Annotated in this window: 13 protein-coding genes and 1 tRNA gene; 10 read left to right on the plus strand and 4 right to left on the minus strand. The window is 53.8% G+C overall.

Annotation, left to right across the window (positions count from 1 at the left end; all coding sequences use genetic code 11):
- The 8 genes from Q7U71_11260 to Q7U71_11295 all read left to right on the plus strand — a co-directional run.
- Positions 1-483: PhoU domain-containing protein (locus tag Q7U71_11260; protein MDO9392333.1), on the plus strand; the 483-nt coding region annotated here is incomplete at its 5' end.
- A 244-nt stretch (positions 484-727) separates the two neighbouring features.
- Entirely contained in the window at positions 728-1030 is a 303-nt protein-coding gene (locus Q7U71_11265; GenBank protein ID MDO9392334.1) for a late competence development ComFB family protein, read from the plus strand.
- Positions 1031-1133: 103 nt separating this feature from the next.
- A complete protein-coding gene (locus Q7U71_11270) occupies positions 1134-2495 on the plus strand; it encodes an MATE family efflux transporter (protein MDO9392335.1) in 1362 nt (453 codons plus the stop codon).
- A gap of 143 nt (positions 2496-2638) precedes the next feature.
- A complete protein-coding gene (locus Q7U71_11275) occupies positions 2639-2977 on the plus strand; it encodes a hypothetical protein (GenBank protein ID MDO9392336.1) in 339 nt (112 codons plus the stop codon).
- A gap of 4 nt (positions 2978-2981) precedes the next feature.
- Positions 2982-3953 carry a PorV/PorQ family protein gene (locus Q7U71_11280; GenBank protein ID MDO9392337.1) on the plus strand — a complete coding sequence of 324 codons (972 nt, stop codon included), beginning with the start codon at positions 2982-2984 and terminating at the stop codon, positions 3951-3953.
- 70 nt (positions 3954-4023) lie between these two features.
- On the plus strand, positions 4024-5118 hold the full coding sequence (locus Q7U71_11285) for a glycosyltransferase family 1 protein (GenBank protein MDO9392338.1): 1095 nt from the start codon (positions 4024-4026) through the stop codon (positions 5116-5118).
- A gap of 56 nt (positions 5119-5174) precedes the next feature.
- Positions 5175-6104, plus strand: a complete 930-nt coding sequence (locus Q7U71_11290; protein MDO9392339.1) for a lysylphosphatidylglycerol synthase domain-containing protein — start codon at positions 5175-5177, stop codon at positions 6102-6104.
- 15 nt (positions 6105-6119) lie between these two features.
- The gene (locus Q7U71_11295; GenBank protein MDO9392340.1) at positions 6120-8567 is read left to right on the plus strand and encodes a YfhO family protein; all 2448 of its coding nucleotides are present in this window, start codon (positions 6120-6122) and stop codon (positions 8565-8567) included.
- A gap of 42 nt (positions 8568-8609) precedes the next feature.
- Here the strand turns inward: Q7U71_11295 and Q7U71_11300 are convergent, their stop codons facing one another.
- The 4 genes from Q7U71_11300 to tadA form a co-directional block, all read right to left on the minus strand.
- Entirely contained in the window at positions 8610-8891 is a 282-nt protein-coding gene (locus Q7U71_11300) for a GIY-YIG nuclease family protein (protein ID MDO9392341.1), read from the minus strand.
- A gap of 17 nt (positions 8892-8908) precedes the next feature.
- A complete protein-coding gene (locus Q7U71_11305; protein MDO9392342.1) occupies positions 8909-9805 on the minus strand; it encodes a DMT family transporter in 897 nt (298 codons plus the stop codon).
- A 333-nt stretch (positions 9806-10138) separates the two neighbouring features.
- Positions 10139-10231: transfer RNA gene (locus Q7U71_11310), tRNA-Ser, on the minus strand.
- 197 nt (positions 10232-10428) lie between these two features.
- Entirely contained in the window at positions 10429-10914 is a 486-nt protein-coding gene (gene tadA, locus Q7U71_11315) for a tRNA adenosine(34) deaminase TadA (protein MDO9392343.1), read from the minus strand.
- Between the two features lie 242 nt (positions 10915-11156).
- Between tadA and Q7U71_11320 the strand changes: the two genes are divergently transcribed.
- Positions 11157-12422: a tetratricopeptide repeat protein gene (locus tag Q7U71_11320; GenBank protein ID MDO9392344.1), complete on the plus strand. Its 1266-nt coding sequence runs from the start codon at positions 11157-11159 to the stop codon at positions 12420-12422.
- 448 nt (positions 12423-12870) lie between these two features.
- On the plus strand, positions 12871-13322 hold a 452-nt coding region (locus tag Q7U71_11325), incomplete at its 3' end, for a hypothetical protein (protein ID MDO9392345.1).

A 13322-nucleotide genomic window follows, 5' to 3' on the forward strand; every position in this document is an offset into this window, starting at 1 on the left:
GACCTGCTGGAGGAGGCCATCACGCCTTATGTGGCCAAGATCGCCCAGCAGGAGCTTTCGGGAGACCAGTCGGACAGGGGGATAAAACTCTTATATGTGGTCAACGACCTGGAACACATCGGGGACGTGATCAGCAAGAACATCATGGGCCATGTCCGGAAAAAGATCGACGGACAGCTGGCCTTTTCCCAAGAGGGCCTGAACGACCTGCGGGAGATCCACCGCCAGACCATGATCACCCTGGACCTGGCCATCGGGGCCTTTGCCGCCAACGATGCCGGGCTGGCCCGCCGGGCACAGGAGCGCAAGGAGCAGGTCTACCTGATGGAAAGGGAGTTTTACAAAAAGCACCTGGACCGGCTGCAAAAGGGTTTGAAGGAATCCCGGGAGACCAGCACCATTCACCTGGATCTGCTGAGCGACTTTGAACGGATAAATTTCAACGCCAGCCAGATGGCGGCTTCCATTCTGCCCAAGGAATAATGAAAAATGATTATCTAATCTACCCAGGAACCTTTATCCACAGATTAACGCAGATTAAAACGACCTTTTTGCACCAAAAAATATTAACCGGCATAGAAAAATCTGAGTAAATCTGTGAAATCTGCGGATAGAAAAGCTTTTGGGATGTGTGTCTGAGATAATTTGATGGGCCTGTAATGAAAAGCGGTTTAAACCTCGGCCAGTGTCTCATGAAAACTAAACCCACCGGATATATGGAGGGATCATGCCCAAACTGACCAATTACATGGAGCGGATAGTCAAGGAGGAACTGGCCCGGGTGATGCTGTCCCGGCCCGGGATCTGCAGCTGCCGGGTCTGCCAACTGGACGTGATGGCCCTGGCCCTGAACCAGCTGCCGTCGCAGTACGTGGTCAGCGAGGGGGGGCACATCCATACCATGGTCAACATGGCCCATGACCAGTTCAAGACCCAGGTGCTGGTGGCCATCGTCAACGCCATCAACTCGGTCAGCACCCATCCCCGCCACAAACTGAAAAAGGGACTGAACACCGTCACCCGGCACTAAAGCCGGTCCGGGCAGATGAACAAGCAGATGATTCACCTCGCATACCGCTGATCCAATGGGTGCGGAAACGCACCCATTGTTGTTTTGGCAGAAGGATACGGATTTGGACCGTTCTCAGGAACTGGGGCAGACCCCGGTGGGGAAACTGCTCTGGAAATATTTCGTGCCGGCCATCATCGGGGTGATGGCCAATACCATCTATAACATAGTCGACCGGATCTACATCGGCCGGGGAGTGGGGGCTCTGGCCCTTTCCGGCTTAAGCGTCACCTTTCCCATCATGATCATCGCCATGGCCTTCGGGATGCTGGTGGGAATGGGAGCGTCCTCGCTGGTTTCCATACGCTTGGGCCAGCAGAACAAGGGCGAGGCCGAAAGGATCCTGGGCAATGCCTTCATCCTGCTGCTGCTGATCTCGCTGGCCGTCACTGTTTTCGGCCTGCTGGCCCGGGACCGGATACTGGCGCTGTTCGGGGCCGGCCCCGACACCATCGGCTATGCCCGGCAGTATATCACCGTCATCCTGTGGGGGAATATTTTCCAGGGGATCGGATTCGGGATGAACGGGATCATCCGGGCCGAGGGCAACGCCAAAATAGCCATGTACACCATGATCCTGGGGGCGGTCATGAACATAGTGCTGGATCCGCTGTTCATCTTCGTCTTCAAGATGGGGGTCAGCGGGGCGGCCATCGCCACGGTGATCTCCATGGCCGCCACCAGCTTCTGGGTGCTGATGCACTTCACCGGGAGCAAAAGCGCCCTGCGCCTGAGGCCGGCCAATTTTAAACTGCAGCAGGGCATAGTGCTGGGGATCCTGTCCATAGGGATGGCGCCCTTCGCCATGCAGCTGGCCGGCAGCGTCATCAGCACCCTGTTCAACATCCAGCTGATCAGGTACGGCGGCGACCTGGCGGTGGGGGCCATGGGCATAATCAACAGCGTGGCCATGATGGTGGTCTTCTGCGTCATCGCCCTCAACATGGCGGCCCAGCCGATCATCGGCTATAATTACGGGGCCGGCCGGTATTCCCGGGTAAAAAGGACCCTGAAGATATCCATCATCGCGGCCACCATAATCACCACGGCCGGATTCCTGGCGGTGGAGATATTTCCCCAGGCCATCATCGGGCTGTTCAACCGGGACGACCGGCAATTGATGGAACTGGGAACCCGGGGAATGAGGGTTTTGCTGGCCATGTTCCCGGTGGTGGGTTTTCAGGTGGTCAGCGGAAATTTCTTTCAGGCCATCGGCCAGGCCCGGACCTCCCTGTTCCTCAACCTGCTCCGGCAGGTGATAGTGCTGATCCCCCTGATCCTGATCCTGCCCCCGGTATTAGGGATAGACGGGATATGGATCTCCGGCCCGGCGGCCGACCTAATCTCCGCGGTCATAACCGCAGTGATGATCGTCCGGGAGGTCAAAAAGCTGAGGGTCCCGGATCTGGCTGTCAATGGCGGGTGAAGCGGCGGGCGGCATAATTTTGTCTTAAAACTGTTGACAAACAGTAAAAATTACAGTATTATCTTTTTAACCCCCTTTGCCGGCGGCCTTGGTCCGCCTCGGTCCGGGCAAGGGGAGCTAACAAACATTTACGGAAGAGGTCAATGACTTATTTTAAAAGCTACATCAAGAACAAGATAGTGCCCCAAAAGTGCTGGGATGACATCTTTGAACTGCTGGCCAGCGTCAGCAGTCCCGATGTGGAGGACTGGCTGGAGGAGCGGGGTCAGAGCGGCTTTACCATTGAAGAGTTCATATATTTCCTGAATTCGCTGGACGAGGAAGAGATCCAGGACTGGCTGTGGGAACACCGGGAGGATTTCTCGGCGGTGCTCTCCCGCCCCTCGTTCAACTTTGACGACAGCCGGATGGTGGATTCCAACAACCGCTGGTGCAACGTGCTGTTCCTGTCGGCCAATAAAAGATCTGATATTAAGGAGTAAAACCATGAAGAAGACCCTCCTGTTCCTGGCGGTAATGTCACTGACGGCAGCATTTGCTTCGGCCCAGGATTGCGGCTTCTCGTTTTTGCGCCTGCCCCTAAAGGCCCGGGCAGTGTCCATGGGCGAAGCCCTGGTTGGGGCTTCCGACGACCTGGCCGGCCTGTCCTACAATCCGGCCGGCCTGTCGCTGATCAAAAGCCGCCAGGGTTCGGCCGGCTACACCAATTATGCCGCCGACATCCAGACCGGCAGCATCAGCTACGTCCAGCCCCGGGACCAATGGAGCACTTACAGCGCCGGGATCTCCTACCTCAACAGCGGCTCCATCAAAGAGACCACACTAGACCTGCCCACCGGCACCGGAAACACCTTCAGCTACAATACCCTGGCACTGTCGCTGGGATACGGCCGGATAATAACCTCACAGCTGTTTGCCGGAGCCGCCCTGAAGGGGGTCTACGACAAGGTGCAGGAATACTCGGCCTCCGCGGTGGCCGTGGACCTGGGGGCGTTGTATGAGATCGACATGGATCAGGCGGCCAGGGTACTGTTCAAGGCCAGGGGTTCCCGCAATTACGGCAGCAGCCTGACCGCCGGGTTTTCGGTGCTGAACCTGGGCGTGGCCGCCAAGGCCTTCGTCACCGAAAAGGAAAAACTTCCCCTGACCTTCCGGGGCGGGCTGGCTTACCGGCCGGTCATGAACCGGCTGACAATTGCCCTGGCGGCCTCCAAAGCCGTGGATGCCGGGGTCAAAGCCCAGCTGGGGCTGGAATACTTCGCCAAGGATGCTTTGGCCCTGCGGCTGGGCTACAACGGCGCCATGAGGGATATCAAGACCGGCTCCGACCTGGACGACTTTACCGGGCTGTCCTGCGGACTGGGAATTTACGTCCGGAAATACAGGCTGGATGTGGCTTACGCTCCGATGGGAGGGCTGGGTAATCCCCTGAGGGCGGATATCTCGGTTGAGTTTTAAAACTTAAGATCTCTTGATGGGCGGCCAGAAACCGCCCATTTTTTGATTAACAGAATCTGAGGGTGCAGCCATGAACGATTCCGATTGCATCGAGATAATCAATGACCAGCCGGAACACAGCGGGACCGGGGTCTATGCCTGGAACCTTTACCGGAACCTCAAAGACCTGACGCCGGTGAAAATGGCCTATTATAACAGCCAAAAAGGCAGTTGCGAGTTCTACGGGGCCAGGGGGCTGGAGTCCACAATAAATGTCGGGATCAAGTGCCCCAAGCCGCTCTTTTGGCGGCAGTGCAGCCGGTCTTACCGGCATCAAAAGAATGTCCACGTCCTCAGCCAGAACCTGTCGTTCCTAAGGGCCGGAAATAAAAGAATAGTCACCTGCCTGGATCTGATCCCCCTTTTCATGCCCTCGTCCCTGCTGGAGAAATGCTGGAGGACCTTCCTTTACTCGGGGATAAAGAAAGCCGACCATGTGATATCCATCTCCCAGGCCACCAAGAACGACCTGGTAAGGATATACAAAATGGACCCCCAAAAGATCACTCCGGTCTTGCTGGGAGTTACTTCGGAATATAAGCCCTACAGCAAAACTGCCAGCCGGGAACTGCTGGGACTGCCCCTGAACGAAAAGATAATTTTGCAGGTGGGCACCTCCGCTCCCCGGAAGAATTTCATAACGGTACTCAGGGCTTTCAGCCAGATTTCCCGGGAAAATTGCCAGGCAAGACTGGTCAAAGTAGGCCCGGCTGGGAAAGGGGATCAGGAATTCATCGCCCGGGAAAATCTTTCCTCCAGGGTCCTGGTCAGGGAATCAGTGGCCAAGGAACATTTGCCGCATTATTATGCCGCCGCCGATGTCTTAGTATTTCCCTCGCTGTACGAAGGGTTCGGCCTGCCGGCATTGGAGGCCATGGCCTGCGGCTGTCCGGTGATCGCCTCCGATAATTCATCCATTCCCGAAGTGGTGGGAGGGGCCGGGATAATGATCGATCCCCTGAATGACATTTTATGGAAGGAAAAGATCCTTTCGGTCCTGTCGGACCAGGGTTTGTCCCAAAAAATGACGTCCGAGGGGTTGAAACAAGCCCGGCTATTTACTTGGCAGAAGTCTGCGGAAGAAACGCTGAAAACCTATCAGAAAATTTTTGGCAACAACACTTGATGGATCTTAATTTAATCTAAACAAAGTGAAAGCATATTTAATAGGAAGAGGCAACAATGGCGAGTAAGGGAACGACTAATTCAAAAATCAGACCCGCAATAAAAAATATAATAGCGACTTTTGTCATCATAGTCATCACATATTTTATGGCTAACCAGCTTTACCGGGGTTGGAAGGACATACCCTTTGCCAGTTTGCATATCAACTATATCTGGTTAATTGTCTCCTACCTTGGCCTGTTTGCCACGTTCTGTTGTTCCATAAAAGCCTGGCAGATAATTTTAAAAGGCCTTGGCACCAAGATGAGCTTTACGAAATCATGGTGGGTGATCACCGGGTCGTTTTTAGCAAAATACATACCCGGACATGTTTGGGCGGTAGGAGGCCGGATGATCCTGTGCAAAGCTGAGGGGATACCGGAAAAGATAAGCGGAACCGCCATGGTAATTGAAATGATGGTACTTTTACTGGGTTCTCTTTTAGCGGCTATCATTTGCATTCCATTCTTACTGCTGAAAGGTATTCCTTCATGGGTTTGGCTGTTGACCATACCGACAGGGTTGCTGATGGCATTGTTGTTCTCCCCTATGGTGATCGTCCTATTACGCTGGGTGGCCAAAGTGTTCTTAAAAAGGGAAGTGGCGCTTTCAGTTGATTATGCAAAAATCAGGATGGCATCGGTCATTTATCTTTTCTCGGCAATTATCCAAGGAACGGCATTTTACCTTTTGATCAGGACCGTATATCCCATAAGTATCATATATTTGCCAGGGGTCATAGGTCTATATAATGGTGCTTGGGCGGTTGGCTTTTTAAGTTTGATCACTCCGAGCGGACTGGGGGTCCGGGAAGGGGCCTTGGTATTTTTACTGAAATACTATATCCCGGTACCCTTGGCGGTCATTATTTCAATATTGGCAAGACTCTGGTTCATTGTTTTCGAAGTAGTGGTGGCTTTTATCGGGTTAACATTTAGAAAACAATAAAGCATAAGGCTAAGAATGAAAAAGAGACAGAATATCAAAGAAAACCTGCCAAAGCAAACTCCCAGTATAACCGGCAAGGATTTGTTCAATAACCCTTGGCTGGCCGCAGGCCTGCTGCTGGCTCTGGCCCTATTGGTGTTCAACCGGGTGTTGTTGTCAAAATTCATGCTCTTTGGCACCGATTTTGTCACCGGGGCCTATATGAGCCGGGTGTTTGCCGCCGACGTCATTACCAGGCTGCACCAGGTCCCGATGTGGTATTCCAGTGTTTACGGGGGAGTGCCTTATGTGGACGCAGTAGCCGGGGATTTATTTTATCCCACCTCGCTGTTATTGCGGCTTTTTATGCCGGCCCAGCAATTCACTGTCTGGAATTATTTTATTCACATCACCCTGGCCGGAATCGGCACCTTCCTGTTCCTGCGGCATCTCAAATTCGGTGGAACCGCCTCGTTCCTGTCCGGTATCACATATATGTTCACCAGCTCCATGGCCAGCCTGATATATGCCGGGCATGACGGGAAAATCATTGTGTCCAGCCTGCTTCCCTGGTTGCTGCTGTTTCTAACCCGGGCGATCGAGGAGGACATCTGGCGGAAATGGTTGTTATGGTCGCTTTGCTCATCCGTGGTCATCGGATTAGCCCTGCTTTCTCCCCATGTGCAGATGACCTATTATCTGCTGCTGGCGGGTTTTTTCTTTGCTGTGGCAAGGCTATATGCAAGATATAAAAACGGCCTGTCTTTTAAAAAAACATTGCCGATTGGTTTGATAAGGGGCGCCATAATACTGGTTTCAGGCTTCTCCCTTTACGCCGTTCAGGCCCTTCCCCTGCAGTCCTATCTAAAATTTTCTCCCCGGGGCCAGGATAAGGGCTACCAGTTTGCCACCTCGTATTCCATGCCGCCGGAGGAGATAATAAACATCGTCTGGCCGGAGTTCTCCGGCCTGATTGACAAGGATTCCGACGACCGGCCCACCCACTGGTACTGGGGCCGCCGCGACCTGAAACTTCACACCGAATACGTAGGGGTGATACCTGTGCTGCTGGCACTGATCGGGTTGATATACAGCAAACGGAAAAGGCTGAAATTGTTCTTCCTCGTTTTTGGGATATTTGCCCTGATCGTGGCCTTCGGCGGATTCACTCCGCTGTATTACCTGGTTTATTACCTGATCCCCGGGATGTCAAAATTCCGCAGTCCGGCCATGATCTTCAACCTGTTCTCGTTTTCCGTCGCGGTGCTGGCGGCGGCCGGTGTTCAGACGCTTACGGATGGTCAATACGGCAAAAAACTATTCCGCAATCTGCTGATCGGACTGAGTTCGGTATTACTCCTGGGTTTTGTTTTTGCCGGAGCCAAGGACGGAATGACCTCGATGCTTTCCGGTTTTGCCGCCCGGGGCTGGGGCGCCCAGGCCTTGTGGCAGGGTTACGGGGAAATGGTCAAGGGATACTGGATAGCTTTTGTGATCCTGCTGCTGGGGGCTCTGCTGATCTGGCTGCTGGCAAAGCGGAAAGTTCCCCTGACCTGGTGGGCGGTCATGGCAGGACTGCTGATATTTGCCGAAATGTGGAGGGTGGACGCCAAATTCATTAAGATAGTAGCCGGGCCAGAGGAATATTTTGCCAAGGACGAGGTGGTCCAGAAATTAGAAAATGACAGGTCACTTTATCGGATCATGCCGTTGCAGGTCCACCAGCAGGGGAATTATCTGACGCTGTTCGGTTTCCAAACAGTGGGGGGGGAGCATCCCAACCCCCTGCGCCGGTACAACGAGTTTGTGGGAATAAACGCCCAAAGGCTGCAGCCTGATTTCCACAACATCCTGGACATGAACGGGCTCAATTTCATGTCCATCCTGGGGGTGAAATATCTATTACTGCAGCAGCCTTTGAACCATCCCGATTTCACACTTTACGATTCCTGCTACGGCGGGCAGGTAAAGATATACCAGTACCAAAAATCCCTGCCTAGAGCCTGGCTGGCAGGCAATTACGAAGTGATCGCCAGGGAAACGGAGATACTGGAACGCATCAAACAATCCAGCTTTGATCCCTCCCGGACCGTTATTCTGGAAGAACAGCCGGAGGGATTTGTTTCCGCCAAGCAGGTGCAGGGAAGCGTTACGGTTGATGAATACCAACCCAACCAGATAAAACTTTCAGTTGAAGCCTTGGCCCCGGCCATAATGGTGCTCAGCGAAAACCATTACCCGGCCTGGCAAGCCTATCTGGACGGCCAGCCGGTCAAGACCTACCGGGCAGACTACACCTTCCGGGCGGTGGTGGTTCCGGCCGGAAAGCACAAAGTGGAATTTAAGTATCAGTCCAAGCCGTTCAACACCGGACTGGCAATCAGTCTCATCTCTGCGCTGGTTGTGCTGTTGGGGATAATCGGGCTGGGTGTTTGGGAACTGGCTAGAAACAGAAAGCCAAAAAGCGAAATATCCGTAGCATAATATTGGATGTGATAAAAAGCCCCCCGCCAAAGGCGGGGGGCTTTACTTTTGTATCAAGGCTTTTATTAAAATAGTTTTTTGCACCCGGGATAGTTTTTTGATTTCCAGCTCCCGGCTCAGGGCCCGGCCTTTGGTTGGCAATATTTCCCGATACACAACCTTTACCGGCAGTCTTGATCTGGTGTATTTGGACGCGGTGCCCGCAGTGTGGGCTTTTAAACGTTTGGCCAGATCATTGGTAATGCCGGTGTAGTAGCTTCCATCCTTGCACTTCAGAATGTAAACCAGCCATTCTTTTACTGGGGTGGTTTTAATTGATGCCACGTTGCCTCTTTACATTATCACTTAAAGAACAACAACCAGACCCCGGCCACCGCCACCACCGCTCCGACGATCTCCATTAAACTGACCCGCTGCCGGAACAAGATCACCGATGGCGGGATGATCAGCACCGGCACCAGGGCCATGATGGTGGAGGCGATGCCGGTGGAAGTGTGCTGGACGGCCAGCAGGGAGAAAGACACACCCAGGAAAGGTCCGAAGGTGGTGCCCAGAGTAAGCTGGCCCATCAGTCCGCGGTCCTTGAATATCCCCGGCAGGCGGCGCCAGCCGCCCAATGCGGTGAACAGGATGGCGAATCCGGCCAGTCCGGTGATCACCCTGATCTGGGCCGAGGCAAAGGGATGGTATCCCTGCATCCCGTATTTGGAAAGCACCAACCCGCCGGCCTGTCCCAGCGCTCCCCCCAAAGCCAGCAAAATTCCGGCCACCGGATGCTTGAATGACAGCTGATTGGATCCGGCATCTTTCTTTAAAACCACCAGGGAGATCCCCAGCAGGGTCAGGGCCATGCCCCAGATATCGATCGGGGTCAGGGTTTCCCCCAGCCACAGCCAGCCCATCAGCGCCGCCATGGGAGGGGCTAGGGCCATCACCAGCATGGCCACCCGGGCGCTGATGATGGTGTAGGATTTGAACAGGCAATAGTCGCCGATCACGAACCCGGCCACCCCCGACAGCGAAAGCCACAGCCAGGTATGGGCGGAGGCATCGAACGGCAGGAACATGCCCCGGGTGACCAGGGTAAAACAGCCCAGCAGCAGCGCTCCCAGTGCCAGCTTGATAAGGTTTACCGCCACGGAGCCGATCTTTTTGGCGGCCGGCTCAAAGGCCAGGGCGGTGACCGTCCAGCAGACGGCGGTGATCAGGGCGGCAATTTCACCAAGATGTGATGACATAAAGTTGGCAGAACCTTTTTGTGGCAGGGATATTTGAATGACAAAGGCCGATGGCAAAAGCCGTCGGCCGGGATTTAAAATAATGTTGAGAGATTGCTGCTATTCGGTTGACAGTAAACTCTGGCTCGCCAGACGAAGTCTCTTACTTGCATTACTTTTATATGACGTAGTATGGCGCCCGCCTACGGCGGACTACAGTCCGGCAGGTAGGAATAATGGCGGAGAGTCAGGGATTTTGCGCCTACGGCGCATCCGCCGCCGCTTTGCAGTATATATTTACTGCCGGCGGAGAACCCCTCAACTGCGTTGATCCGGGGTTCTCATCTATATAAATGGCGGAGAGTCAGGGATTTGAACCCCGGATCCCGTTCATCACGGGATACACGATTTCGAGTCGTGCGCCTTCAGCCGCTCGGCCAACTCTCCGTTAATATTTACTGAAAAAATCAAAGGGATAAAAAGGTGCGCCTTTCCCGCCTTGGGCGGGACCCCGCTTGCCCCGCTATAAGCGGCGGCTGCGGCGGTGGCAGCCAGCTCGGCTCACCTCCGCTTGGGGCGGAGGGACCCCGCCTGCGGCGGTGGCTCCATTCCGCTTATAGATTACAGTGTTTGGATTACAGATATCAGGTATTTTGAAGACGGCGTTTTTTAAAGAAATCTTTAAGCATTTGCGATGCCTCTTTTTCCAGCAATCCCCGATCAACCACTACCCGGTGATTGAGCCTCTTGTCCTCGACGATATTGAACACCGATCCGCAGGCTCCGGCCTTGGGATCTGATGCCGCATAGACCAACCGGTCGACCCGGGCCAGCACCATGGCTCCGGCGCACATGGCGCATGGTTCCAGGGTCACGTACACGGTGCATCCGGTCAGACGCCAGCGGCCCAGCTTTTTTGCGGCCTGTCTTAGGGCTATGATCTCGGCGTGCCGGGAGGCGTCCTTTTTTGTCTCCACCTGGTTCCAGCCCCGGCCTACGATCTTGCCACCATAAACAACCACGGCCCCCACCGGGACTTCGTGGTTAAGGGCCGCCTTGCGGGCCAGTTTTAAGGCCTGACGGAGATAATGACAACTATCGTTCAAATTTGCAGCAGAAATCTTAAACATTATATTTTAGCACCTAAACCTATGTTTTGTCAATAATAATGCCGGGCCCCAAAAAATATGCTGACCTATTGTGCCATGGGCTGTAATGGGCCAATGAGATCGCAGATCAAAGGTACTGGTCCAAAACAGGTCATTATGCCGGTTCTATGGGCTTGATTTCCGGAGCCCGGTATTGTATAGTTATTGCCACGCTTAACCGACCACGGTCAGTACTAAAATGCCACCATCAATATATTGTTATCATGCCTGCAGCCAAGAGATATAAAACATCCCTGCTTTGGATCGATGACGGGACCGCTCTCCGCCCTTATCAGGTCTGCCGCCGCAAGGCGGAAGTGCTGTGGCTGATGGGTCGCTGGCAGGAGACGGAGCCGGTCTACCGCCGCAACGTGGAATGGGCTGCGGCGGAACCAGCCCTGGCAGTCCAAGGCCTGAATGACCTGGGTTGGGTGCTTTCGCTGAGGGGCGGAGGCGACGAGGCCCTGGAGCTGTTCGGGCGGGCGGCCCAGATCAGTGAACGGATAGGCGACAAGGCCGGCCTGGCCTGCGCCCTTCGCTATTCCGGCAATGTCTTTCAGCGCCGGGGCGCCAGCGTCGAAGCGCTGGATCATTATCTCCGGGCCTTGGAGCTTTCCCGTCAGGCCGGGGATGAGACGGGTATGGCCGGCACGCTCAACAGCATCGCCAACATCGAGAGCCTTCGGGGTGACCATCCCGGCTCGCTGGCCCGTTACCAGCAGGCGTTGGAGATATTGGAACGCATCGGCAGCGCGTCCCAGCAGGCGGTGGTGATCGGCAACATCGGGGTGGTCTATTGCGAGATGCGGGAATTCGGCCAGGCTTTGGGGATGTTCCAACGGGCGGCAAAGTTCTCCGCGGCCGCCGGCGATAAATTCCAGCACGCCGCCGCCCTGGGCAACATGACCCTGCTGCACACCCAGCTCGGCGAATATACGGTGGCCCAGGAAATGGCCGGGCAACGGATCAAGATCGCCCGGGAGGTCGGCGATGAAAAGGGCTGGGGCGTCAGCCTGAACCACCTGGGGATCATCCATGCCGCCTTGCGGGATCATGGCCGGGCTGCCGGCTACTTTGAGCAGGCGATCGCCATCGCCCGCCGGCAGGGCATCCGCTATTTTCTCAAGGATTTTTTGATCCAGCTGGCCGAGACCAGTATTGCGGTTGGCGACGCCCTGCGGGCGGAGACGGCCCTGGACGAAGCCCGGACGGTGGCGGCGGAGATCGGGGACGCGGCCGGCACGCTCAAATGCCGGAAGCTGGCCGCCGACCTAACCGCTTTTACCGATCCCGGTGCCGCCGCCGCCCAGTTGGAAGCGTTGTTGCCGGAGTCTTCCAACGAAGCGCTGACGGCCGACATACATGCCGCACTGTTCGCCATAGGCCGGAGCCCGGAACACCGCGAGCAGGCGGCAGCGCTCTACCGCGATTTGCACCGGCAGACCCAGGCCGTGGAGTATGCCGAGAAACTGGCCCGGCTGGAGTCCTAAACTAGATCATTTGGAGTCTGGGAACATTTCAAAAGCCGCAGTGAAAACTGCGGCTTTTATATATAAAAACGGTACGTCCGTGATGATTCGAACCTCTGACCTACGGATTGGTGATAGTTAATTGCTTTATCCAGTTGGGCTTCGGGTGCAAAAACACAATGATTAAAAAGAGACTTTTGGCCACGTCTTTACTTTAATCCCACTGCTTCAATAACTTAAGTCTGATATGAATTTTGCTGATATTTGACTTTAAGTCGTTGGAAATGATATAATATTATAATTAAACTTTTTAAACATAACTAATGACATAGTTAGATGACAGCGAGCATTGAATACAATTAAAAAACATAAAATTGAAGGCATATAATTAATGGGAAAGTAAATAACTGGAATAACATAGACATTAAATAATGAAAAAACAACTAACCAACAGTAATGCATATATAAGGTGATGATAAATAATAGTTTAACTAAATTACTGCAACGTGTTTCAGGCGAGGATAAAAAAGGAATTAATTATATAACTGGTGAAGCCTCAGAAAGCTTTATTTCCTATAACCGTCTTTACCGCGTTTCACTTTCAATACTATATTGCCTACAGCAGAGGGGCCTAAAAGCCGGGGATAAGCTGGTATTTCAAATTGAAGACAGCCAGGACTTTATTAATGTGTTTTGGGCTTGCCAACTCGGCGGCATTATTCCTATTCCGGTCACTGTAGGGAATAATGACGAACATCGTTTAAAAGTATTCAAAATTTGCGATATACTTGGCTCCTGCCGTTTGATAGCGGTTGAAACCTGGGCAGAAAAAATGGGCAAGTTCGCCTCGGTCAGCGGTCTAGGCAGTTCCTGGGAGAAAATAAAAGCCGATCTTATTTTACTGGAAGATCTTCAAACCGA

This window comes from bacterium, assembly GCA_030655055.1.
Classification (GTDB): Bacteria; Edwardsbacteria; AC1; order AC1; family EtOH8; genus UBA5202.